The 24,955-nt window shown below is 66.1% G+C and carries 13 protein-coding genes and 1 tRNA gene; 9 read left to right on the forward strand and 5 right to left on the reverse strand.

The window, feature by feature from the left end; all coding sequences use genetic code 11:
* Nucleotides 1-85: 85 nt before the first annotated feature.
* From MTY59_RS18290 to MTY59_RS18325, 8 genes are all read left to right on the forward strand, one after another.
* Nucleotides 86-1,174 (forward strand): hypothetical protein, encoded by a 1,089-nt coding sequence (locus MTY59_RS18290; RefSeq protein WP_221042394.1) that lies wholly within the window; start codon nucleotides 86-88, stop codon nucleotides 1,172-1,174.
* Nucleotides 1,175-1,277: 103 nt separating this feature from the next.
* Entirely contained in the window at nucleotides 1,278-2,279 is a 1,002-nt protein-coding gene (locus MTY59_RS18295; RefSeq protein ID WP_221042395.1) for an AAA family ATPase, read from the forward strand.
* Nucleotides 2,280-2,286: 7 nt separating this feature from the next.
* Nucleotides 2,287-3,153, forward strand: a complete 867-nt coding sequence (locus MTY59_RS18300; RefSeq protein ID WP_221042396.1) for a DUF58 domain-containing protein — start codon at nucleotides 2,287-2,289, stop codon at nucleotides 3,151-3,153.
* Nucleotides 3,143-3,616 carry a hypothetical protein gene (locus MTY59_RS18305; RefSeq protein ID WP_221042397.1) on the forward strand — a complete coding sequence of 158 codons (474 nt, stop codon included), beginning with the start codon at nucleotides 3,143-3,145 and terminating at the stop codon, nucleotides 3,614-3,616. Before MTY59_RS18300 ends, MTY59_RS18305 begins: the two co-directional genes overlap by 11 nt.
* The gene (locus tag MTY59_RS18310) at nucleotides 3,607-4,587 is read left to right on the forward strand and encodes a hypothetical protein (RefSeq protein ID WP_221042398.1); all 981 of its coding nucleotides are present in this window, start codon (nucleotides 3,607-3,609) and stop codon (nucleotides 4,585-4,587) included. The genes MTY59_RS18305 and MTY59_RS18310 overlap by 10 nt, the downstream gene beginning before the upstream one ends.
* Nucleotides 4,584-5,507: a vWA domain-containing protein gene (locus MTY59_RS18315; RefSeq protein WP_221042399.1), complete on the forward strand. Its 924-nt coding sequence runs from the start codon at nucleotides 4,584-4,586 to the stop codon at nucleotides 5,505-5,507. The genes MTY59_RS18310 and MTY59_RS18315 overlap by 4 nt, the downstream gene beginning before the upstream one ends.
* Nucleotides 5,504-6,226, forward strand: a complete 723-nt coding sequence (locus tag MTY59_RS18320) for a hypothetical protein (RefSeq protein ID WP_221042400.1) — start codon at nucleotides 5,504-5,506, stop codon at nucleotides 6,224-6,226. Before MTY59_RS18315 ends, MTY59_RS18320 begins: the two co-directional genes overlap by 4 nt.
* Nucleotides 6,227-6,246: 20 nt before the next feature.
* Nucleotides 6,247-6,630: a YchJ family protein gene (locus MTY59_RS18325; RefSeq protein WP_221042401.1), complete on the forward strand. Its 384-nt coding sequence runs from the start codon at nucleotides 6,247-6,249 to the stop codon at nucleotides 6,628-6,630.
* A 23-nt stretch (nucleotides 6,631-6,653) separates the two neighbouring features.
* Here the strand turns inward: MTY59_RS18325 and MTY59_RS18330 are convergent.
* Nucleotides 6,654-6,727 (reverse strand) — tRNA-Cys (locus MTY59_RS18330).
* 89 nt (nucleotides 6,728-6,816) lie between these two features.
* Nucleotides 6,817-8,223, reverse strand: coding sequence for an aldehyde dehydrogenase family protein (locus tag MTY59_RS18335; RefSeq protein WP_221042402.1), 1,407 nt, complete (start codon nucleotides 8,221-8,223; stop codon nucleotides 6,817-6,819).
* 218 nt (nucleotides 8,224-8,441) lie between these two features.
* Between MTY59_RS18335 and MTY59_RS18340 the strand changes: the two genes are divergently transcribed.
* Nucleotides 8,442-9,362, forward strand: coding sequence for a TPM domain-containing protein (locus tag MTY59_RS18340; RefSeq protein WP_221042403.1), 921 nt, complete (start codon nucleotides 8,442-8,444; stop codon nucleotides 9,360-9,362).
* A 57-nt stretch (nucleotides 9,363-9,419) separates the two neighbouring features.
* Here MTY59_RS18340 and MTY59_RS18345 read toward each other — a convergent pair whose 3' ends face one another.
* Genes MTY59_RS18345 through MTY59_RS18355 form a run of 3 tightly spaced genes read right to left on the reverse strand, consistent with a single transcriptional unit; the run spans nucleotide 9,420 to nucleotide 24,926 of the window.
* Nucleotides 9,420-11,021 carry a bifunctional aminoglycoside phosphotransferase/ATP-binding protein gene (locus MTY59_RS18345; RefSeq protein WP_221042404.1) on the reverse strand — a complete coding sequence of 534 codons (1,602 nt, stop codon included), beginning with the start codon at nucleotides 11,019-11,021 and terminating at the stop codon, nucleotides 9,420-9,422.
* A gap of 37 nt (nucleotides 11,022-11,058) precedes the next feature.
* Entirely contained in the window at nucleotides 11,059-11,775 is a 717-nt protein-coding gene (locus MTY59_RS18350; RefSeq protein WP_221042405.1) for a Type 1 glutamine amidotransferase-like domain-containing protein, read from the reverse strand.
* On the reverse strand, nucleotides 11,772-24,926 hold the full coding sequence (locus MTY59_RS18355) for an ATP-binding protein (RefSeq protein ID WP_431190742.1): 13,155 nt from the start codon (nucleotides 24,924-24,926) through the stop codon (nucleotides 11,772-11,774). The genes MTY59_RS18350 and MTY59_RS18355 overlap by 4 nt, the downstream gene beginning before the upstream one ends.
* Between the last annotated feature and the right edge of the window lie 29 nt (nucleotides 24,927-24,955).

Here is a 24,955-nt window from a genome sequence, read left to right on the forward strand (position 1 = left end):
CGGCGTGGCCTTGGTCTTGACCGATTTCCTAGCGGGCCCATACAGAGTGGCTGAGCAAAAGGCGCGGGCAGCGGGCGGCGCCCCGATGCGGAACCGTCAGCCGCTCGTCAATAAACCCAGGCCGCCGTCCAAGCAGAAGCCGCCGCGACTCAAGGTGGAAGCTCACGCGGGGCCGGAGGCAGAAGCCGCCGCCGCCCAGGCGCTGGCCGCGGAAGCCGAAGCGGTGGCCGCCGCCGCGCGGGCGCGGGCAGACGCGGCCGCCGCCGAAGCGCTGGCCGCGGAAGCGGAAGCGCTGGCCGCGGAAGCCGAAGCGCTGGCCGCCGAGGCGCGGGCGCGGGACGAAGCCGCCGCCGCCGAAGCGCTGGCCGCCGAACCCGAGGCGGTGGCCGCCGAGGCTCAGGCGCAGGCGGAGGTCGCCGCGGCGGAAGCCCTGGCCGCGGAGGCGCGCGCACGAGAGCGGGCGCGCGCGGAAGCCGCGGCCGCCGAAGCGCTGGCCGCCGAGGCGCACAAGCGGGCAGAAGCCGCCGAGGCCCAGGCCCTGGCCGCCGAAGCCCGGAAGCAGGCAAAAGCCGCCGAAGCCCAGGCTCTGGCCGCCGAAGCCCGGAACCGGGCAAAAGCCGCCGAACCCGAAGCTTTGGCCGCCGAAGCGCGGGCGCAGGCAGAAGCCACCGAAACTCAAGCCTTGATCGCCGAGGCGCGGGAACGGGAACGGGCACGCGCAAAAGCTGCCGAAGCCGAGGCGTTGGCCATCGAGGCGCGGAAGCAGGCGGAAGCCGCCGAAGCGCAAGCCGTGGCCGCCGCGGCGAGGAAGCGGGCAGAAGCCGCCGAAATCGAGGCCCTTGCGGCCGAAGCTCGGAAGCGGGCAAAGGCCGCCGAAGCGGAAGCGCTGGTGGCCGAGGCGCAGGCGCACGCGGAAGCCGCCGAGACCCAGGCGCTGGCCGCCGAGGCGCGGGCGCGGGAGCGGGCGCGCGCGGAAGCCGCCGAAGCCGAAGCCCTCGCCGCCGAGTCGCGGGCGCGCGCGGAAGCGGCCGAAACTCGCGCTCGGGCCGCCGAGGTTTGGGCGGGAGCAGAAGCCGCCGAGGCCCAAGCTCGTGCCGCGGAGGCACGGGCGAAGGCAATCTGGCTGCGGCTCGAGGCTGAAGCCAAAATCAAGCGGCCCCCGCAAGAGAACTAGCCGTAGCCGGTCGTCCAGCGCTCGCGAACACGCGGAACGGACGCGAGCAGCGTCGTGCGGCCGGAAGTGTGGAAAAACGGCACCTGGGTATCCCAGCGGGCGTATGTCTACAGCACGGATACAACCTGATCAGCGCGAACTCGACGGCGTCCAACGGATCGTCGACGCCATCTCCCAGGCGTTCGCCGCCAAGATAGTCGGGCAGCGTGACCTTCGCGAGTCGCTGCTCATCGGTCTGCTCGCGGGCGGTCACGTCCTGCTCGAGAGCGTGCCGGGTCTGGCCAAGACCACCGCCGCCAAGGTGCTCGCCGAGTCGATTCATGGCCGCTTTCAACGCATTCAGTGCACACCCGACCTGCTGCCCAGCGACATCATCGGCACCCAGATCTACGACTCGGCGACCAACTCTTTCGTCACCCAACTGGGTCCGGTGCACGCCAACATCGTGCTGCTCGACGAGATCAACCGGTCCAGCGCCAAGACACAGAGCGCGATGCTCGAAGCGATGGAGGAGCGGCAGACCACGATCGCCGGGCAGGTCCACCCCCTTGCGGATCCCTTTCTGGTCATCGCCACCCAAAATCCCGTCGACCAGGAAGGCACCTATCCGCTCTCCGAGGCGCAGACCGACCGTTTCCTGCTCAAGGAGATCGTGCGCTACCCCTCCCCGCAGGAGGAGGTGGAAGTCATGACGCGGATCGACGCCGGCATCTACGACAGGGGGCAGCCGACGGCGCCGGTGGTCAGCCTCGACGACGTGTTGCGCTTGCAGGAGGTGGTGCGTCACGTCCACATGGACCGTGCGCTGATGCTTTACGCCAGCCAACTGGTCGACGTGACCCGCCACCCCGCGCGGGCGCTGCCCAAGCAGATCGCGCGCCTGGTCGAGTACGGTGCCAGCCCGCGTGCCACGATCGCCTTCTGCAAGGCGGCCCGGGCGCAGGCGGTGCTGGCCGGGCGCGCACACGTGCTTCCGGAAGACATCGCGAACCTGGCGCACCGGGTGCTGCGGCACCGGCTCATCCTCGGCTTCGAAGCGGCCAGCGCCGACATCACTGCCGAGGTCGTGGTCGACGCCGCGCTGCGGGCCGTTCGCGTGCCCTGAGGTCATCGTGGGTAAGCACCTCAACCGGGCCAAGGCGCACTTCGGCACCGACACCCGCGGTCTGCTCGAAGGCGGCCGCTACGCGCTATTGCATACGCGCAGCATGGAATTCGACGATCTACGCCCGTACGTTCCCGGTGACGACGTCCGAGACATCGACTGGAAGGCTTCCGCACGCTCGGGCGGCGTCCTCATCAAACGGTTCGTGTCCGAAAAGCACCACAAGATCCTGCTCGTCGCCGACGCCGGTCGCAACATGTCGGCGCTCGCCCCGAGCGGGGAGTGCAAACGCGACATCGCCGCGCAAATCATGGGTGCGGTGGGATTGATCGGCCTGCGGCGGTCCGACCAGATCGGCATGGTCTACGGCGACCGCCGCGGCAGCGTGAACATCCCCCAGCGGCGCGGCGAGTCGCACATCGAGGGACTGCTGCACCGCTGGTATCAACACACCACGACCGGCCCCGGTCGCAGCGACATCACCGCCCAACTCGACTACGTCGCAACGCATTACCGGCACACCATGCTGATCATCGTCGTCTCCGACGAACCGGAGGTCGATGACCGGCTCAGCGAAGTGCTCACCAGACTGACCGGGCGCCACGACATCATGTGGGCGATGGTGTCCGACATGCCCGCGGTGGGTCCCGACAACACCGACGGATACGACGTCGCCACCGGTCGCTTCGTCCTGAACGGAGCCGACCTCGGGCCCCGGGTGGTCACCGCGTACCGCCGTGCCGAGCAGGCGCGGCGCAACAGCCTCGATGCGTTCCTGACCAGCCACGCCATTCCGTACGCGACTATCGCCGGTAGCAAGGACATTCGGGGCGAGCTGGTTCGCCTGACCGAGGTGGCCGCCCGTGCCGGATGACCTGCTGCGCCACGTGTTCGGTCCGCAGCCGTACTCGTCGTGGTGGCTGTGGCTGGCCGTGCTAGTGATCCTTGGCGTGTTCGGTTGGTATGCGGGTGTTTTCGTGTGGACGCTGCCATCCGACCGTTTACGACGCATCCCGGTTGCGCGGCGAGTGCATGCCTGGCTGATCCGCAACCGATTCGCCCGCTGTGTGCAGGGTATCGCCGACGAGCACACTGCCGGCCGCATGTCGGCTCCGGCTGCGTGCGCGGCGATCAGCCGGACACTGCGCAGTTTTCTGCATCAAGCGACCGGCACGCGGGTGCAGTATCTGCAGATCGCCGCCATGGCCGATGGGGAGCTGGCTGCGGCCGCGCCGCTGCTCGCCCGGCTTGGTGACGGGCAGTTCAACGCCGAGACGCAGGTCGATGTCGACGACGCGAGCGCTCGGGCGCAGGAGTTGATCCGCTCGTGGACCTGAGGTGGTGGCCGGTCGCGCTCATCGGATTGACCTGTTTGGTCGCAGTTGTCGCCCTGGCGGCGTTGCTGTCGATGACCGCTACCCGCCGGCAGCTGCGCCCGCTGGCCAACGTCGCACGACTGATCCGGTTGCCCGAGTACGCGAAAGTGGCGCGGCTGCGGACGTTGTCGACGATTGTGACGTTGGTGGTGCTGACGGTCATGTTCGCCGCCGCGACGTGGGCGGCCGCCCGTCCGAGCGTGGCGACCAATGATTTCGACGCCGCCCACCCCGAGGACATCATGTTGTGCGTCGGGCAGCCAGTGGCCGACGCGTCGACGGCGGACCTGCTCGACTACTTCGCGCGCCAGACCACGAATTCCCCTCAGGCCCAACGCATCGGCCTGACGTCGGCCAACCGCCGCCTGGTGCCGCTGACGCGCGACCATCAGTATGCCGCCGGCCGGTTCGGCGACTACACGGGCGCCGCCCACGAGGCGCCTTCGGCGTCGTTCGCCCCAGCGGTGCCGTACACCGACTACGCCGCTAGCGTGAATGACGTTCTTGCGTTGTGCCTCTCCGGCTTTCCTACCGCCGAGCAGCGCACCACCCACCGACGCTCGGTGATCTATCTCGGGCCGTCGGGTCTCCGCGCAGCGGGGGAGCCGCGTCCCGCATTGTTCACCGACGGCAGCGTCCGGTCCCTGGTCGAGCGGGTCGGGGCCCAAGTCAACGTGATCGACACTGCCGCCTCACCCGCGAGCGCTGCGCTGGTCACGCTCGCCAACCAGACCGGTGGCCGGTACGTCGCCCCCGGAGCCGAATCGGTGACCGCGGCGCTCAACGAGATTCGCGCACACGCCCCACCGGCGCGCCGTGCCGATGGCACGGTCGTGACCGCGGACTTCCGGGACGCACCGGTGGCACCGCTGGTCATCGCGTTGCTGTCGGCGGCCGTGCTGTCGGTGGCCCTCTTGGTGTTGCGCCGATGACGTTTCAACCAGTACTGCCCTGGCCGATCCTTGCGGTCGTGGCCGGGGCGCTGTTGCTGGCGCGGGTGGTGGCGCTGCGCCAGGTGCTGCTCTCGGCGGGCCACCGGCGGGGTCGCGCGGTACTGCGCTGGGGCGGGGTGACGTTGACTGTGCTGCTGCTCATCGCGGCGACTACCCGCCCGGCACTTCTTGACCAGCAAAACAGCCAGGGCGCAAAGGCCGCAGCCGGCGCCAATCTCAACGTGTTCCTGGTCGTCGACCGTTCGGCAGGCGCAAACGCCGAGGTCTACGGCAACGGCGAACCGCGGATCGCGGGCATGCGCGACGACATCGCGTCGGTGATCAAGCAGTACCCCGCCGCACGATATGCGCTCATCGGCTTCACCTCGAAAGCCTCCCTGGATTGGCCGCTGTCCGAGGACGTTTGGAGCCTGCGTCCAACCGTTGCGGCGCTCGGCTCGCAGAACGCGGCGTTTGACGCGAACGCGGGCGCGGCGGACAACGTGCTGCGATACCAGCTGATCCAGGCGACGCAACAATATCCGGGTTCGCGGAACGTGGTGCTCTACTTCGGCTCCGGGGCGCCAGGCTCGCGCGCCCCCCAGGGTGACTTCAACCTCATGGCAGGTTCGGTTGCCGGGGGAGCGGTGCTGGGTTACGGCAGCGGCGACGCGATCGATGAAGCCGAATTGCACAGAATCGCAGCACAACTCGGCGTCCCGTACGTACACCGCGAGCTCGGTCAACCCTTCCAGATTGGACTGCCTCACACACCGGGTAGCAGCGGGGATTCCGCCGATCGGACCGAGCTGTACTGGTTGCCCGCGCTGCTCGCGGCGGCGCTGCTGCTCGCTGAGATCTACCTGTCGGTCCGAGAGTTCCGGCGCGGCCGCATTGCCCGACGGGACCTGGCATCATGACGCGCAGACCTGCTCGATTGCGGCTGCGACGGCGGCTGCTCATCTACTCGGCGCCGGTCGCCGGCGTCGCGCTGCTGGTCGCTATCAAGCTGTTGTCAGTTGTGCTGGTGGGCAATTCAGCGACCCACGCGTTCGCGAGCCGCGACGGAGACACGGTGCGGTCCGACGCGGCGATCCTCGGCTTCGCCAACGTGGTGGAACCTGCCAGGGCGCCGTTCGCCGCGGGCGCAGCCGCCGTGCTCGACGGCCGGCTCGAGGATGCCGACGCGCACTTCGCCGACGCGCTGGCCCGAACCGACGTGGCGGGCTCCTGCCCGGTGCGCGTCAACCTCGAACTGGTCCGCGAAACCCAGGGCGACCGGGCCGCGGCGGCAGGGGACCGCACACGCGCTGACGAGCGCTACGCGAGCGCGTTGGCCATCGTCGACGCCGCGCCGCAAGCGTGCTTCGCCGGCAACACCGACCCGGACCCACAGCGCCATGCCATCCGTGACGATGCCGCAAACCGATTGGCGGCCAAGAGGACTGCGCTTAACGCCCCGCCCCCGGCAACGCCACCGCCCCCGCCGCCGCCCCCGGCGGCGCCACCTCCACCACCGCCGCCGGTCGCCGCCGTCGCGCCCGACGACCGCGAGATCCCACCACGCCGGCTTGATCCCTCGGGAGGCGATCCGCTCGACAAGCTGCAGCAGGTGCTGCAGGACGCCGCGTCCCCGTAACGTTCTGTCAGGCTTTTGGTATGAACGAACCGTGCCCGTGTGGCAGCGATAACAGCTATCCCGCCTGCTGCGGCCCGCTTCACGAGGGTGAGTCCCAGGCCCGGACGGCCGAGGAATTGATGCGGTCGCGGTACTCGGCATTTGCCTACGGTGACGCCGCCTACCTGTTCCGCACGTGGCACCCGCGCACCCGCCCGGCCGACGTGACCGTCGACCCGGGCATCACCTGGACCGGCTTACAGGTGATCGACACCCTGGCGGGTGGGCCTGGCGATGATGCCGGGGAAGTGGAATTCACGGCCCGATACGAGTCCGCGGGCCGGGCCGGCAGCATGCATGAGCGCAGCCGCTTCGAGCGTCGCGCCGGCCGATGGTTCTACCTCGACGCCGTGGACGATTCGTAGCGGCGCTCCAGCTCGGTCTGCCTTGGAGCGAGTGACGGGATTTGAACCCGTGTATACGGCTTTGCAGGCCGCTGCCTAACCACTCAGCCACACCCGCACAACTCGCAACCATGCCAGCCGACATGGGCGCAGCCCAGTCTTTAACTCGGCCCGATCATTTCGTCGAGCGGCTGCGCGCCACCTCGATCACAGGCCGATGTAGACGGCCTTGGTGTTGAAGTAGGCCTCGATGCCCTTGCGGCCCCGCTCGCCGCCCCACCCCGACTGCTTGTGCCCGCTGATCGGCATCGACGGATCGGCCGCCAGCGAGGAGTTCACCCAAATCTGGCCGGCGCGAAGCTCATTCACCATGCGATGGGCGCGGCTGAGGTTCTCGGTCCAGATCGAGCCCGCCAGCCCGTAGTGGGTGTCGTTCGCCGCGGCGATCACCTCGTCCTCGTCGTCGAACGGGATCACACAGCCGACCGGGCCGAAGATCTCCTCTTTGATGAGCCGCATGTCCGGGGTGGTGTTGGTGACGATCGTCGCCTCGTAGAAGTAGCCCTTGCGGTCCATCGGCTTGCCGCCGGTGATCACCTGCGCGCCGCCGGCCACGCCGTCGTTCACGATGCCTTCCACGCGCTTGCGCTGCTTCTCGCTGATTAGCGGGCCCAGCACCGAATCGGGGTCGTCGCTGCCGCCCATCGGCAGCATCTGCGCGAACCCGGCCAGGCCCTCGACCACCTGGTCGTAGATGCCGCGCTGCACGTACATGCGCGAGGTGCACGAGCAGTTCTGGCCGGAGCCGGCGAGCAGACCCATGCCGGCCCCCATGATGGCCTTGTCGAGGTTGGCATCGTCGAACATGATCAGCGGCGACTTACCGCCGAGCTCGAGCGTCAGCCGTTTGAGGTTGCCCGCGGCCGCCTTCACGATCAGCCGGCCGACCTCCGTCGACCCGGTGAACGAAATCTTGTCGATGTCGGGATGCGCGGTCAGTGCGGCACCCGTCGTCTCGCCGTAGCCGGTGATGACGTTCAGGACGCCGTCGGGCAGACCCGCCTCGCGGAAGATCTCTTCCAGTTTCAGCGCGGTGAGCGGCGTCTCTTCGGCGGGTTTCAGGACGGCGCTGCATCCCGCCGCGAGTGCGGGCGCGACCTTGAGCATCGCGACGAAAAACGGCCCGTTCCAAGGGATGATGAGGCCGACGACGCCGACCGGCTCGAGCTGGGTGAAGGTGTGGTAGGTCTCCCAGGTGCCGAGCAGGCCATCGGAGACGAGGTTGGCCGACTCACCGTGGATCTTGCCGACCCAGCCGGCGTAGTACTTCAGCATGTCCACCGACACGGGGATGATGTGACGCGCGGCCGTCGTGTTCATGCCGTTGTCTTGGGCTTCGAGCGCCGCGAGTTCGTCGGTGCGTTCCTCGATGATGCGTGCGGCGCGGAAGAGGACGTTGGCGCGGTGCGACGCGGGCGCCTTGCGCCACACGCCCGACTCGAAGGTTTCGCGTGCCCGGGCCACCGCCGCGTCGACGGCCGCCTGGTCCGAATCGGGGACCTCCGCGATCTGCTCCTCGTTGGACGGGTTAAAGACCGCAATGGTGTTGCTCAATGTTCCTCATGGCCCTTCACTCGCGGGAAATGCTGTCGTCGCGCGACAGAGGTTACGCGCTTAACCATAGGGTGTCCAGTACGCGTGGGTGTCCCGTGGCGCGTCAGATGCGGACGAATTGCGCTGGTCATCGGGGTGCCGGCACCGGACCGACGATTTGTTGGCTGCGGGTTTGTAGCCGGCCCACGCCGCCATGAATAGGCGGCTAGATTACCCATATGCGGGTTTTTCGCCTGTTCGGCGTAGTCCTGGCAATTCTCACGGCGGGTCTGCTGTGGGCATCTCCCGCCGGGGCGCAACCGCCGTCCAAGCTCACCGATCACATCACTGACAGCACCGGGGTGTTGACGGCGTCCGACCGGGCGGCGGTCAGCGCTGCCATCGACCGGCTCAACCGCGACCGCCACATCCAACTGTGGGTGGTCTACGTCGACAACTTCAACCGGTTCAAACCCGACAACTGGGCCGACCGGACCCGCAGTGTCAGCGGGTTGGGCGACCATGACGCGCTGCTGGCCGTGGCCACGAACACCAAGCTGTACGCGTTCAGCGTGCCGCCGCAGGTGCAGGTCCTGACGCCGGCCGAGCTGAACAGCTTGCAAACCAACCAGATTGAACCGGTACTGGGCGCGAAGAATTGGGGCGGCGCCGCGGTCGCCGCAGCCGATGGGTTGGACAAATCGACGAGCTCAGCAAAGCCGGCGAGCTCGTCGAAGCCGATCTGGCCGCTGATCGCTGTCGGCGTCATCGTGGTCGTGCTTTTGGCCGCATCGCTTCTGGTGCTGTTGCGTGCACGCCGCCGTCGGCGCGCCGCCCGCAGTGGTGGACAGCTGGATGTTGGCGGCGGCGATCATCCGGTGCAGCAGGCGTTGTCCGTCGCGGATTCCAGAGTGCGTCAAATCTCCGACTATGTCGCCAGCTATCGCTCCAACATCGGTTCCGAGGCCCAGGCGCGGCTCGACGACGCGAAACGGCACTTGGCGGCCGCGCACGGTGTGGCAACAAGCAACGACGGCGACGCCGTTGCGTATGCCAACAGAGCATCGACACTGGCCGCTCAGGCGCAAAGCCTGGCCAACGCCGACGTTCTCGAAGCGCACCGCACGCCACGGCGACGAGGCAGCGCGTCTACCCGGTGATCGGCCAGATCGGCCAAATATAAAGGCGCGCAGATCATTTGGTGGCGGACACCTTCGTCAGCGGTAGGCGGCACGCAGCAGCGTCAGGGTCTGCTCGACGGTCTCCTCCATATCCCGCGTCGCGTCGACCCGCAGAAGGGACGGCTGCTCATCGGGAGGCGTGAACGCGGCCCGCAGCTCGGGCCACAGCTCGATCCGCGCATCCGAGACAACTCCTTGCTCGGTGGCGCGCCGCTCGAGTCGTGCGATCAGGGTGGCGTCGTCCGCCTCGCACAGCACAACGTTCAGGTTGGCTCCCAGCCGGTGCGCCAGTTGCTGCAGCCGGGACCGCTCGCGCGGATTGCCGAATGTCGCATCGACGACCACGCCGCGGCCGCGGCGTAACCAGCGCGCCGCGTCGCGACGCAGCGCGGCGTACGTGTGCCGCGTCATGGCCGGATCGTAGAGCCCCGAGCGAAAATCATCGTCACCGCGCCGGGTGGGCTCGATGCCCGCCATTCTCTTGCGCGCCACGTCCGACGAGAGGTGCACCAGGCCCAATCGGCCGGCCAGCGCGCGCGCCAGGGTGGTCTTGCCGCTCGCCGGCAGGCCCATGGTGACCACCATCGGTCGGTGGGGTAGGCCACCCGCGTGCGCCCACGCTAAATCGAAATACGCCCGCGATTCGGCGATGAGCTGACGCGCTTCACCACCGGATGCCTGTTCGGCCTGTGCGAGACGCAGGCTGCGGACCTTGCCGCGCACGTAGGCCCGGTAGCAGGTATAGAAGTCGAGCAGACTGACCAGTCCGTCGTCGCCGCTGGCGCGCACGTAGGAATCGACGAACCCCCAGGCCAGGTTCGTCCGAGCGTGGTACTCGAAATCCATTGCCAGAAAAGCCACTTCCGAGGCCAGGTCGGCGCACCGATAGCGCGGCGCGAACTGCAGGCTGTCGAACAGCAGGATCTGGCCGTCGACGACGCAGATGCTGGCGGCGTGTAGGTCACCGTGGCCGTCCCGCACGTGGCCCTCGGCCACGCGCCGCTCAAGCAGCCACGCCTGCTCGTGCACGAACCGGTCGACGTAGGTTCGGATGTCCTCGTTGACGTCGCTCGAAATGGTTCGACCGACGAAGGGAACTATCTGGTCGAAGTTCTCCCGCCAGTTCGCGATCACACTGGAGGGGCGCCCGTGCACATCGATGTCGGGACCAGTTTCGGTCCGGCTGTGCAGCTTGGCCAGCGACCGGCCGATTCGTCGCGCGAGACGCATGTCGACGTCGCCGCGCGCGAGCTTGGCCGGCAGCATGCCCTCGTCAGGCAGACGCCGCATCCACACCGCCGGCTCGCCCGACCCGGGTTCGCCGCCTATCCGGTAACGGCCATCCTGCTCGGTAACTTCGACGACTCCCAGATACATCTGTGGACTGAACCGCCGATTGAGCCGCAGCTCCTCTTCGCAGTCGGCGCGACGCCGCTCGATGCTGGTGAAATCGAGGAAACCCAGGTTCACCGGCTTCTTGAGCTTGTAGGCATAGGGGCCGGCGAGCAGGACCCACGAGCTGTGCGTCTCGTGGAGACGGACGTCGTCGGCCGGGGGGTCGTAGGCATCGGGTCGTAGTAAATCGGCGACGATCCGTGGGTGGCCGTCGGGTCCGGCTGGGTCGAAGGCGTGCGTCATGGTCTCGCCGAACGATTGCAGGCGGTTTGGGTAGCGGTCAAGGGCTTTCGTATCCTGGCCGAACGTCGGCGGGCAACAGCGAGTGTGTGACACCCGCGCCCTCGAAGGTCAATCTGTGCGCGGGATGGCGCAAGGCCTCGATCGTGCCGTCTGGGTGCGCGATAACCCCACCGCCGGTGGGGATTCCGAGGCCGGTGACAGACCCGCCGAGCGTCTGAATCGCTCGCGACAGCCGCCCCCACTCGGCTCGCTCATCGTGCGCGTCGATAACCAGGGGGACGAGATCGAACATGTCGAGCAACTCCGTTTCCTCGGCACCCAGTGCCTCGACGATTCCGCAGTGTCCGAGCTGGACCGCGCCGGCCGAAATGCCCATCAGAACCGCCCCTTTGGCGTGCCGGTCCAGAATCACGTTCTTCATGCCGGTTTTCTCGAATGTGTTCCAGCCGCGGCGCACATCGCCGCCCGCCAGGAGGATCAACTGAGCACGCTCCAGGAAGGCGCGGTCGTCCGTGCCGAACGCCGAACCGATCATCCGACGATCGGTGATTCCGACGGCATCCATTGCGGCCTCGAAGATTTCGTAGAATTCCGGACGATCCCCGTTGGAGGCTCCGATGTACGCCGCGCTCGGCGGCTCGTCCCGAGGCGATTTATCGAGGGCCGCTTCGAGAAGCAGTTTGCCGTCACGCTTCCAGAACAGCAGCTGGCTGTCCGCCAGTAGATAGTGCGGTTGGGGTTGTGGCGCCGTCACTTTGGCTGGTCTTTGCCGGTGAGTTCGTCGAAGCGCGCCAGCGCGGTGTCGAGATTCGCCTCGTCGAATAGTTCGGAGCGGCTGAGAAGGTCACCATCGACCGTGTAAATATCGATCATCCGCCATTCGGCATCGAAGCCCTCGTGCGAGGTCCCTTTCAAGGTTTGGGTGACGACGGCCCCGAGCTTACTCAGCCGATGCACGGCCTCGACGTAGATGTTGATGCTTGGAATGACGTCCCATATCCCGCGAATAGATGCGGCCAAATCAACTGTCTCGCTCGTTACAAGCGGGCGACGGTCGACCATGACCCAGTCCGCCGTTGTCGCGGGAAGCTCATGCCGATTGAACCCCGCGTACGCTCGCGCGATTACCGACCACGTGTGAGCGTGGGCGGCCGCTTCGCCGGCGAGGTAGCGCGCGTCGAGCTCGGCGATCGCGGCATGGACGTCATCGGGGTCGAACATGACGTGTCCGACGATCCGTTCGTCGGTGTTGATCTCGACGACATTGAGCACCTCGCTGTGGAACGCGTCCGGCCCTTGGTCGGCGCCGGACCAGCGGGCACGACTAAGGACCAGGCGTTCTCCCCGGGTAGCGACCAGGTCTGACTTGTCCAACGTGACACCGAGCTCGGCGGTCGCCCGGAAGTTTGCAATCGCAACTTCGCGCCCCTGCGTGCGCCCGGCATTCACCACGTGACGCCGATCTTCGCTGCAAAAATCGTCGAGCATGGTCTCTGCCATCGCTGCCCAGTCGTGGGCGTTGAAGTACGCGATCAGGCGTCCGTCCACCCGGCTGGCCGCGTTTTCCAATTGCCTTGCTTGCATGTGCAATTCGTCGAAGCGGGCGATAGCCGCATCGAGGTCGGCCTCGTCGAACATTTCGCAGCGGTCAACCATGCCGCTCTCCAGTGTCAAAAGGTGGACGCCGCGCCACTCCGCGTGTAAACCCTCGTTCGAGGTCCCCTCCGCAACATGGGTTAGGACCGCTGCCCGGTCACTTAATCGGTGCACGGCCTCAACGTAACCCTTGAGGTCTGGCGTGAGATCCCAAGCGGCACCGAGGTTTTTGGACAGGTCGGCCGCCTCTATCGTTGCGTGCAACTGTCGTTCGACGATCACGTAATCCGGCGCCGCTGCTGGGAGTTCGTGCCGGTTTAGCGCGGCGTAGCCCGCTGTGATCACCGACCACGTGTGAGCGTGGGCTGCCGCTTCGCCCGCGAGGTATCGAGCGTCGAGTTCTTCGAAGGCAGTGTCGACGTCATCGACGTCGAACGCGATGTGCGCGGCGATTTTAGCATCAGCATTGATGTCGACGATGGTGAGCAGCTCCACCCCAAACTCCTTGTGCCCCAGGTCGCGCGTCGACTCGCGATACAGCGCGAGGCGCTCCCCGCGGGTTGCCATCACGGTCAACGTTATGTCCAAACCCGGCTCGGAGAGCGCTCGCATGTTCGTGACGACGGCATCGCGACCGCGCCAGAGTCCGGCGTTCACGGTTCGACGGTGATCATCGACGAAACTGTCGTCGGTCAGGACTTGGGCCATTGAGTCCCAGTTGCGAGCCAGGAAATAGCTCCAGAAGAGCTCGATTACTCGGCTCGCCGCATTCTCGAGTCGTCGGGCCTGTGGTTGCAGTTCTTCAAAGCGCACAAGGGCTGCATCAATGTCTGGCTCGTCGAACAGCTCGGACCGATTGATCCGGTCGCCTTCTACGGTCAGGAGATGGATCATCCGCCACTCAGCAACGAAGCCCTCGTGTGCGGTCCCGGTAGCGGTGTAAGTGACGACGGCGCCCAAACTGCTGACACGATGCACCGATTCGATGTAAACCCTGATATCTGGCATGAGGTCCCAAGTGGCGCGGATGTTTGGGAGCAGATCACTCGCGTCGATCGTTACGAGCCGACGGTGGTCGACCGTGACCCAGTCCGCCGTCGGAAGTTCATGCCGGTTGAACGCGGCGCATTCCCGCGTGATGACCGACCATACGTGCGCGTGCGCGGCCCCTTCGCCGGAGAGGTAACGGATTTCGAGTTCGTCAAAGGCGGTGTCGATGTCGTCGAGGTCGAAAAACACGTGGGCCGCGATCCGCCCGTCAGAGTCGATCTCGGCGATTCCCAGCATCTCGACGGCGAATTCCCCGCGCTGTGGGTCGGGGCTAAAGGAGCGGATGCGAATGAGGGCGAGGCGTTCGCCGCGGGTCGCGATGACCGCCAACGTCACGTGCGCAAGGCCCTCTTCCAGGGCGCGCATGTTCGCTATCACGACATCGCGGCCGTCCCACATGCCGACATTCACCACTCGACGGCGATCGTCGACGTAGCTATTGCCTGCGAGGGTCTCGGCTACCGCCGCCCAATCGCGGGCCGCCGAGTGCGCAAAGAGTTGGTGTTCCGCCCGGCTTGCTGCATTCTCCAGCCACCGCACTGGGCGGTGCAGCTCGTCAAACCGTGCCAGCGCGGCGTCGACGTCTGTCTGGTCGAACATCTCGCAACGTTTGATCAGGTCACCATCGAATGTGAAGAAGACGGTCTCACGCCACTCGGCATCGAAGCCTTCTTGGGAGGTCCCGCAAGCGGTATGAGTGACGACGCATCCAGTGTCCGTGAGACGATGCACCGTCTCGATAAACATTTTGAGGTCCGGCGCGACGTCCCATGTGGCCTGGACGTACGGGACGATTTCGCCTGGCTCGAACGTTATGCCGCGCCGGTGGTCAACGTTGACGAAGTCGGGTGCAGTGGTGGGTATCTCGTGCCGGTTCAATGCTGCGTAGGTCCGCTGCATACGCGACCATGTGTGTTCATGTGCGGCTGCTTCGCCCGCAAGGTACCGAGCGTCGAGTTCCGCAAAGGCGGCGTCGATGTCGTCGAAGTCGAAGATGGCGCCAGCGGTGAATCGGTTGTCGGCGTCGATCTCAAGCACGCCGAGCATGTCGGCGCTGATCTCCCCGGCGTTAAAGCCATGCGCCGAGGACCGAATACGATTGAGGACGAGGCGCTGCCCGCGGGTCCCGACGACTGTCGACGTCAGGCCCTCGAAGCCGACTTCGGCGACCGCTCGCATGTTTGCGATATTGGCATCACGACCGCGCAGAACACCGGCGTTCACGACCTTACGGTGATCATGCGATGAAAAATCGCCGGCCATAGTCTCGGCCATCGCGGTCCAGTCCCGGGTCGTTAAGCAGGTCCAAAAGCGTTCGACCACTTGGCTTGCAGCGTTCTCTTGTCGATGCGGCTGGGGCTGCAGTTCCGCGAAGCGCACCAGCGCGGCGTCGAGGTCTGTCTCATCGAAGAGTTCACCGCGGCTGATCACATCGCCTTCAACGGTGATGACGACGATCATGCGCCACTCGGCGTCGAAACCCCCTCGTGACGTCCCCTTCGCCACATGCGTGACGACCGCGCCGCCGTGGGTCAGCCGATGAACGACTTCAACGTACAGGGCGTTGAAGGCCGTATCGTCGAAAGCTGCACGTAGGTAACCGATCAAGTCACCGGGTGCCATGGCCGCCCCACTCCGGCGGTCGACATCGACCATGTCGGAAGTCACTGGTATTTCGGCCCGGTTGAGCGCGGCATAGCCCTGCCTGATCACAGACCACGTGTGCGCATGGGCCGCTGCTTCTCCTGCGAGATAACGTGTTTCGAGTTCCTCGAATGCAAGATCGATGTCTTCGGGATCGAAGAGGACGGCTGCTGTGATCTGTTCGTCGGCGTTGTACTCAAGAACCTGAAGTACGTCGAGTTGAATCGCCGGGTGGTCGCGCCCGGAGGCGCCAAAGCGGACGAGAATGAGGTGTCCGCCGCGGGACGCGATGAGCTCCGCTGTGATGTTCGTCAGTAACCCGACATCAGCAGACACCCGAATGTCTTCGATCGCGGCATCGCGACCGTTTCGTACCCCTGCGTTCACGACCCGCCGGCGGTCGTCGTTGTAGTAATCCGCGGCGAACACCTGCGCCATGGCATCCCAGTTGCGTGCGGCGAAGGACGCCAAGAAACGTTCCATCACAGGGTTTTTCGATCGCGGCGCCTGCGGACGGAGCTCCTCAAAGCGAGCGAGTGCGGCATCGAGGTCCGCCTCATCGAAGACCTCGATACGGTTGATCAGGTCACCGTCTACAGTCACAAGGGTCACTTCGAGCCACTCGGCGTCGAAGCCATCCGGCGATGTCCCGTGCGTCGACTGGGTGACGACCGCTCCGAGATTACTCAGTCGATGCACGGCAACGACGTGGATCTTGGCTTGCGGCGTCAGCTGCCAGGTGGCGTGGATATACGGAACCAGTTCGCCCGACGAGAACGCTCGTCCTCGCCGGTGGTCAAGATTTACCCAGTCTGGCGTCGTCAAGGGAAGCTTGTGCTCATTGAACGCGGTGAAATCTCGCACCAGAGTCGACCACGTGTGCGCATGGGCAGCCGCTTCACCTGCGAGATAGCGCGTTTCGAGTTCCTCGAAGGCGGTCTCCAAGTCGTCGGGGTCGAAAATGACCACAGCCGCGCATCGGTTGTCGTCGTTGACCTGCACGACGGAAAGCGCCGCGGCTTGGAATGCCGCGGGCAGCGAATCTTGGCTTGCGAAGGTGAAGCGGAAGAGCACGAGGCCCTGCCCGCGGGTCGCAACGACGGCCGCCCTCGCGTCAGATTTCCAAACCTCGGCGGTGGCATGCCAATTCGCCATCTCGACATCCCGACCGTGTCGGATTCCGGCATTTATGCCTCGACGGCGGTCGTCAGAGCGAAAATCCTCGTCGATGAGGTTCGCCATGGCATTCCAGTCGCGGGCCGCAAAGTGCGCCAGAAATTGCTCGACCGCTCGACTTGCCCTGTTCTCTAACCGCGGTGCCTCCGGGCGGAGCTCCTCGAATCGCGTAAGTGCGGCGTCCGAATCGTTCTCGTCGAATACCTCACAACGGGTGAGTCGGCCTCCATCGACGATGAGAAGCATCACCATGCGCCATTCCACGCCCAGGCCATCGGGTGAGGACCCGTGTGCGTTGTTGGTGATCAGCGCCCCGAAACTGCTGAGCCGATGCACCGTGTCAATATGAACATGGAAGTCCGGCGTGAGATCGAAGAGGGTGTGGATGGCCGGAGTCATCTCGTTTGCGGCGAATGGTGTGCCGCGCCGGTGGTCGATGGTCACCCAGTCCTCTGGGGGAAGTTCATGCCGGTTGAACATTGCGTGCACGCCCGTTACCACCGCCCACGTGTCTGCATAAGCGGCCGCTTCGCCTGCGACGTAACGGGCGTCGAGTTCGGCGATGGCGGCATCGAAGTCGTCGGCGTCAAAGGACTCGAGCGCGACCATCCGCCCGTCGGTGTTGATTTCAACGATGGCAAGCAGGTTTGTGAGGGATGGGCCTTGATCGGTGGCTGAGAAGTGCATGCAGGCACGCAAGAGCACAAGGCGCTCCCCACGGATCGCTAAGGGAGTCGACGTCATGTTCGTCAGGCCCAGGTCGGCAATCGCCCGCATGTCCGCGATTTGGGCATCTCGACCATTCCGAACTCCGGCCCCCACCACCCGACGCGGATCGTTACTGACGAAGTCGTCGGCCAGTGTTTCGGCCATGGTGACCCAGTCGCGTGCGGCGTACAGCGCTACAAAGCGCTCTGTCACGCGGCTTGCCGCATTTTCCAGCTGTCGCGACGGCGCCCGAATCGCATCAAAGCGGGCGAGGGCGGCATTCAGGTCTGACTCATCAAAAAGCTCTGTGCGGTCGATCAAATCGCCCTCGAATGTCACGAAGTCGACCACCCGCCACTCGGCGTCGAACCCGTCCGGCGAAGTCCCGACTGCCACATGGGTGATCACCGCGCCGATGCTGCTCAGCCGATGCACAGCCGCCACGTAGATGCGAGCCTGCGGCGAGAGTTCCCAAGTCGCAACCAGAAACGCGCCCAGGTCACCCGCGTCGATCGGTGCCGGTCGTCGGTGGTCGATGTTGGCCCAGTCAGGCGTCGTCGCAGGGATTCTCCGTTGGTTCAGCGCCACGAACGCCTCGGTCACGAGCGACCAGATCCGAGAATGGGCGGCCGCCTCCCCGGCGAGGTATCGCGCATCAAGCTCGGCGATGGCGGCATCGAAATCGTCAACGTCGAAGGCGACGAACGCCGCCATTCGGTTGTCGGAGTTGATCTCGACGACGCCGAGTTCCTCCGTTAGGGACCTCTCGGTCGCCTGGTCTCCCGAGGAACGGGTGTGGACGAGGGCTAGGTGTGTGCCGCGGGTCGCATTGACTGTGGAAGAAAAGCTCGCGACCCCGACCTGAGCGATGGCTCGCAGGTTCGCGATTTGGGCATCGCGACCGTGTAGGACGCCAGCATTCACCACATGCCGGCGATCGTCGTGATAAACATTCTCGGCCAGTGTTGCTGCTATCGAATCCCAGTCGCGGGCTGCGAAGTACGCAAAGAAGCGCGCCGTTTGGCTAGCCGCGTTTCCCAGCTTAGGTGCCGGAGCGGTCAGCTGGTCGAATCGCGCGAGCGCACGTCCAACGTCTGTCTCGTCGAACATTTCTAAACGATCAATCAGATCGCCACTGACCGTTTGGACGTTGATCACGCGCCATTCGGCGCGGAAACCGTCTTGCGAAGTTTCATGCGCGACATGAGTGACGGCTGCACCAAGGCCGTTCAATCGATGCACTGACTCGATGAAGACGCTCAGGTCAGACCCGAGGTTTCGGGCGGCGCTGACCCACGCAGACATTTCACCGGGTGCAATCGATACCCCGCGCCGGTGATCGATATTGACCCAATTTGGCGTTGTAGGCAGTGGGTCATGGCGATTTAGAGCGACAGTGCTTCGCGCGATTGCCGACCACGTGCGCGCGTGGGCTGCCGCTTCGCCGGTGGCGTATTGGGCGTCTAGTTCGGCGATGGCGTCGTCGATGTCTTCGAGGTCGTACGAGACAACACGCGCGATCCGCTCGTCGTCGTCGATCGCGACGACGTTCAGGGCATCGTTTTGGGCCGCGCCGGGGTCGCGGCCCGCGGCGCGAGTCCGTGCGAGGACCAGGCGGTCTCCACGAATCGCCATGGCGCTCACCATCGAAATCGTAAATCCGACTCCGGCCGCTGCCTGCAGGTCTCTGATGACGTCGTCCCGACCATGCTGAGTATCGGCACTCACGATTCGTCGGTGATCGATTCCGACATAGTTGTCGGCAACCTTTTCCGCCATAGCGTCCCAATCGCGAGCGGCGAACTGCGACCAGACGCGTTCGAATACGCGCGCCGCCGCATTGTCCAACCGTGGTGCCGGACGGTTGAGCTGTTCGAATCTTGCGATCGCCGCGTCGATGTCGGTCTCGTCGAAGACCTCGGTCCGGTTTATCCTGCCGCCCCGGACCGCGAATAGCGCGATCCCGCCCCACTCAGCCGTCATGCCCTCTTGCGAGACCTCATGTGCCGCGTAAGTAATGGCCGTTCCGATGTCGCTAAGCCGATGCACTTGCTCGACATAGATGTTGATGTTTTCCTGGGAGTCCCACCCGGCGTGGATGTATGCGGTCACGTCACCAGGGCCGAACGCTGTCTCCCGTCGGTGGTCGACGTTGACGCAGTCCGGGCTGGTCAATGGTTGCTCGTGTCGGTTGAGCGCGGCGTAACTTTCCGCCACGGTCGACCACGTTTCCGCATACGGTGCCGCTTCGCCGGCGAGGTATCGGGCATCGAGTTCGGTTATGGCGGCGTCGAAGTGGTCGGGGTCGAACGAGACGGCAGCGACGATCCGCTCGTCGGCATTGATTTCGCCGACTACTAGCGCCTCGGTGTGGAACACCGCGGGTCCTTGATCGCGATTTGAATGTCGAACATGCATGAGGACATGGCGATCCGCACGGATTGCGATGACGGTCGGCGTAACGTCAGTGATCCACAGGTCCGAGATAGCCTGCATGTCCGTGATCTGGGCATCTCGACCATGTCGGACTCCCGCGCCGACCACGCGACGGCGATCGTCGAGGGAAAAATCTTCGGCCAGTATCTCCGCCATCGCTTCCCAATCGCCTCCCGCAAAGTGCGTCAGAAATCGCTCGGTCGCTCGGCTTGCTGCGTTTTCGAGCTGCGGTGCCGGTCGACCAAGCTGTTCGAATCTTGCGATCGCGGCATCGAGGTCTGCTTCGTCGAACAGCTCGCTGCGGTCGATCAGGTCGCCTTGGACAGTCAACAGGTTGACCTCTAGCCACTCGGCATCGAAGCCGTTTGGTGACGTTCCAGGCAACACGTCGGTGACAACCGCTCCGAGGTTGCTCAGCCGATGCACTGCCTCGACGTAGATCCTGGCTTGCGGCGCGAGTTCCCACGCGGCATGAATGTATGGAACCAAATCGCCGGGGGAGAACCCTCTTCCGCGGCGGTGGTCGAGCGTCAACCAGTCTGGCGTCGCCGAGGGGAGCTGGTGTGCGTTGAACGCGGCGAAAGCCCGCAAGATAACCGACCACGTGCGCGCGTGCGGAGCCGCTTCGCCGGCGAGGTACCGGGCGTCGAGTTCGGTGAGGGCGGCGTCGAAGTCGTCGAGATCGAAAGCGGCCATCGCCGCGATCCGCTCGTCTGTATCGATTTCGACCAATTGTAGGAAATCGACGCGGAACGCTTCTGATTCGCTGCCACTTCGCGAGTAGCGGGCACGAGTGAGGGCCAGGCGCGCTCCACGGGTTGCAACGGTGTCTGATCTCGCGTCCGTCACTTCGATGTCGGCGGCCGACCGGTAGTCTTGGATCGCAGCATCTGGGCCGCTTCGGATCCCGGCACCAACCACCGAACGACGATCGTCGCCGTAGTAGTCGTCGGTGAGTAGCTCGGTTATCGCGTCCCAGTCGCGGGCCGCGAAATACGCATGCAGGCGTTCGTATACGCGCGTCGCCGCGTTTTCGAGCCTTCGCGGTTTCGGACGCTCGTCCTCGAGCCGCGCATACGCCGCATCGAGTTCGGCGATCGCGGCGTCCATGTCTTCGACGTCGAACCACACATGCAGTGCGAGGTGGCCGTCCGCGTCGAGGCCGACCAACTGAATCATCTCGTCTTCCGGCGCCCCGGGACTCGCATCTGCAGTGCCTATCTCCAGCCGAGTAAGAGCCAGGCGCTCGCCTCGCACGGCCAGAACGACGTGACGGTACCGCACACCGCCCATGTCCCGCGCACTTCTTACGACGTCGCGGATCCACTGGCTGGGCGAAACGATGATGCGCGGGAAGCCGACGACCCTCCGGCGGCTCTCGAGGGTGACTTGGTTTGCGAGATGCCGCTCGGTCTCGTCCCAGGCCTCACGATCGGTCGCGGCGTCGATCTCGCAAACGACCCGGGCGCAGGCATTATCGAGTGCGACAACCGGCCCTTCGGGCGGCGCCGGTGCAGGCGCAACGGTGCGTTCGCCAATTATGCGGCGTGCCGTCTCCGCAAGTGCCACAGCGCCTTTCCGCTCATACAAGTCGACCGCTTGCTCGGCGGCGGCTCGAGCTCCGGCCACATCGCCGGCTGCGCTCAACACCGTTGCCAGCGTCAGGCATGCGTCGCCGTGATCGACCAGGGCGTCGGTGCGCTCGGCCAACGCGACTGCCTCTGAGGCAATCCGTCGGGCCCCGTCGTGGTCGTCACCCCGCGCCAGCAGCTGCGCCCGAAGCGTCCGCCACGCGATCGAGGCCTTCAGCGCGTGCCCGGCGAGACGCTGACTCTCCGCACACAATTCACCAGCTTCGTCATCTCGGTCGAGCGCAAGACATCCCCGGCCCAGGAGCGCGGCGGTCTCGGCGGTATCAGCCTCCAGTCCCATCCTGCGAAAGCCGTTGTAGGCCTTACGTAGATGCGGCTCAGCGGCGGCCGGGTCGTCGACGATGAGTTCGACGATGCCGGCGAACTGCTCGACCTCGAGCAGCGCATGGCGCAGGCCGAGCTCGCTGACCGTGCGCCGGGCCGAGTCGATCATCCGCCGGGCGGCGGGGGCGCGACCGCGAAAGGCCTCCAGCACGGCCTGGCATCGGGTCGAAGTGGCCTCGACGGCGGGGGAGTCGGTGGTGATCCGCAGCAGCCGCACCACATCCAGGCACCGCCCGCCGGCGCGCGGAACCGGGTTCGGGCCCCACAGCGCCGCGAGCGGTGCACCCGCCAAAACCGCGTTCACCCGGCGATGGTCACGCGCCCGTCGCGCTGCGGTCAGCGCGTCGTCCAGCGCGACCTCGCAGTCACCGATTCGCCCGAGACGGGCGAGGCACCCGGCGCGTACGGTGTGCGCCTTGGCTTCGCCGGCGGCGTCGTCCAGTTCGGCGAGTTTGGCCGCGGCCGCGCCCAACGCGGCTTCGACCTCGTCGAGCCGCTCGGGGTGTACCAACATCGAGAGTTGGCCGTCGAAACATGTCGCCCACGCCGCGAGCCGGGCCGAATCAACCGTCGCCACTTGCAATTTAGATACCGCACCCGCCGCAGACGCGACGTCGCCCGCGGCCAATAAGGCCTCGCAGCGGGCGATCAACAGCTCGGCGGTCTGCTCGTCGCGGTCGGGCAGTTCGTCGTCGATCTCCTCGAGCGCGTGCAGGGCGTGGTGGTACAGGTCGGCGGCACCCTCGTAGGCGAGTCGTGCCATCGCCTGATCGGCGGCGCGGCGGCAGTAGAAGACCGCCTTGGCCGCGTTTCCGGCCCAAGCACATTCGAAATAGTGGTGAGCCAGCTCGGCCAGCAGCTCGTCCTCGGCACCGGGCAGCGTCTCGAGGGTTGTGGCGATGCGCTGGTGTAATCGCATGCGCCGCACGGACGCCAGCTCGGCCAGCAGTGACTGTCGGACGAGGGCGTGGTTGAACCGGTAGTACCCGCCGGGCTCTTCGATCACGATGCCGGCTTGGCGTGCTTCGTCGAACGCGTCGACAAGGTCGCTTCCGACCACTTGTTCGACCAGCTCTAACGCAAACCGGCTGCCCGCCACCGCGGCAGCTGCCAGGGCTTTGTTGGTCTCGGCTGGTAGCCGGGAAAGCCTGCGGCTCACCGCTTCCCGTACCCCCTGGGGCAGGGTGCTCTGGTCCCACACGCCGCCGCTCTCGTCGACATGGCGCAGGGCCTCGATCAGGAAGAAGGGGTTACCGCCCGTGACAGACGCCAGTGCGTGAGCGAGTTCCTCGTCGTCGTAGCCGGACTCCGCGACGTATGCCGTTACCTCGTCCTCGTCGAGTCCCCCGAGGGCAAGACGGTTGGCTGTCCCGTCGCGGTGCAGGTCGGCGAGCATCGCCGCAAGGGGATGGGAGCGGTCGAGGTCGGTGCTGCGGTAGGTGCCGATTATTTGCACACGGGCGTGTTCCCCGAAGCGCAGCAGGTGCCGTAGCAGGAGCAGGGTCGGTTTGGCTGCCCAGTGCAGGTCGTCGAGGACGAGAACGACAGGCGCGCTCTTCGACGCGGTTTGCAGCAGCGCGACGACGGCATCGAATAATGCGTAGCGTTCGGTGTCGGGGTCCGCGTGGGCCGGGCGCGCGAGATCGGGCATGGCATCGGCCAGGCCGGGCACGAGTGCCAGCAAGGCCTCGACGCCGCGCAGGCCTCTCAGCCGGTCAGCGCCCATGCACGGTGCCAGCGAACGTAGCGCTTCGGCGAACGGCTGGTAGGGCGCTCCGAGATCCTCGTCGCAACGCCCGTACAACACGACCGCTCCTTGCGCATAGGCCTGTTGCGACCATTCACCGGCCAGACGTGTCTTGCCGACTCCGGGTTCACCGGCGATCAGTACCGTGCGCACACCGCCGGCTAGCGCGGTCTGCCACGCCGAGAGCAGCCCTTCCAGTTCGCGGCCACGTCCCACGAAGGGTCCCGGGCCGACCAGCACCGCGGGAAAGGTGGGCCGCTCCATCGGCGCTTCGGGCGCCTGCGCTTCCGGTTGTTCGGCACCGGTTTCCAGTCGCAGCTCGAAGACATGCTCGGGCCGCGCGAGGTTTTTGAGCTGACGCATCCCGAGGTCGGTCAGCGCGACGTCGTCGGCCAACGAGTCGATGACGAGCTCAGCGGTCGCGCCGGAGCACAGGATTTGGCCGCCTTCGGCCAGGGACCGCAGGCGCGCAACGCGGTTCACGGCCCTGCCGTAGTAGTCGCCGTCGCGAAGTTCGACCTCGCCGGTGTGCAGCGCCATGCGGACACGGATAGGGTCTTGCGACGCCCACGGCTCGTGAGTGATCGCGTCCTGCAACTCAATCGCCGCCGCGGCGGCCGCTGAAGGCCGGTCGAAGACCGAAAACGTCGCGTCACCCTCGCCGCGCGTCTTGATCAGCCGACCGCCCCGCGACGTGACGACCTGTTCGACCAGCTCATCGTGGCGCGCGAGCGCCACCGCCATCGCATCGGCATCGGCCTCCCACGCGGCCGTCGACCCCTCGATGTCGGTGAGCAGAAAAGTCACGGCGCGTGTCACCGACGGAGCTTGTTGTGCCACAACGACATCCAGCGAGGCGTCCTGTGCGACGATCGCCGCTTCGAGCCGGCGGAGTTCCGGCCCCGGATCGACCCCCAGGTCGTCGGCAAGCAGCGACCGGGCCCGTTTATAAGCGCCGAGGGCCTCACCTTGTCGGCCGGCGCGGTACAGGGCGAGCATCAGCTGGCCCCAACGCCTCTCCCGCAGCGGGGCGTCGGCCACCGCGGCTTCGAGATCACCGATGACCTCCGCGGCCCGACCCGTAGCCAGCAGCGCGTCCGCCCGGTCCTCGACCAGCGCGGCGTGGCCCTCGACCCATCGCGTCTTCTCGGAGGTTCCGCGCCGGCCATCGGGCAGTTCGGGGATCCCACGCCACAGGGCAAGGGCCTCCTCGAAGCGGGCCAGCGCTTGACTGGTCTCGCCGGCGGCGGCGGCATCGCGCCCGAGTCGAGCCGCCGATTTGTACCACGACGCGTCAACCTCGCTCTGGGCGAGGACCCAGCCCGCGCCCTGGGTCAGGACGAAGCCGTCGCCGAGGGTGCGACGCAGCGAAGAGATGTGGGTCTGCAGGGCTTTAGCGGCGGTGCGCGGCGGGTCCTGGCTCCAGAGCAGCTCGACGAGGGTGTCGGCCGGCACGACGGACCCGCAATGCAGTCCGAGCATCGTGAGGATGGCGCGCGGTTTCGCGCCCGGTATGACGACGGACGCTCCGCCTTGCCGGACCTGGAGAGGCCCCAAAACCCCCAGTTCCACCGATGAAAGCGTACTCATGTCAGCTATCT

This window comes from Mycobacterium senriense, assembly GCF_019668465.1.
Taxonomy (GTDB): domain Bacteria; phylum Actinomycetota; class Actinomycetes; order Mycobacteriales; family Mycobacteriaceae; genus Mycobacterium; species Mycobacterium senriense.

Bases quoted from the DNA above. Each gene is read 5' to 3' on its own strand.
- MTY59_RS18290 (WP_221042394.1), top strand. From the start codon at position 86: ATGCGGAACCGTCAGCCGCTCGTCAATAAACCCAGGCCGCCGTCCAAG.
- MTY59_RS18295 (WP_221042395.1), top strand. From the start codon at position 1,278: ATGTCTACAGCACGGATACAACCTGATCAGCGCGAACTCGACGGCGTC.
- MTY59_RS18315 (WP_221042399.1), top strand. From the start codon at position 4,584: ATGACGTTTCAACCAGTACTGCCCTGGCCGATCCTTGCGGTCGTGGCC.
- MTY59_RS18320 (WP_221042400.1), top strand. From the start codon at position 5,504: ATGACGCGCAGACCTGCTCGATTGCGGCTGCGACGGCGGCTGCTCATC.
- MTY59_RS18325 (WP_221042401.1), top strand. From the start codon at position 6,247: ATGAACGAACCGTGCCCGTGTGGCAGCGATAACAGCTATCCCGCCTGC.
- MTY59_RS18340 (WP_221042403.1), top strand. From the start codon at position 8,442: ATGCGGGTTTTTCGCCTGTTCGGCGTAGTCCTGGCAATTCTCACGGCG.
- MTY59_RS18345 (WP_221042404.1), bottom strand. From the start codon at position 11,021: ATGACGCACGCCTTCGACCCAGCCGGACCCGACGGCCACCCACGGATC.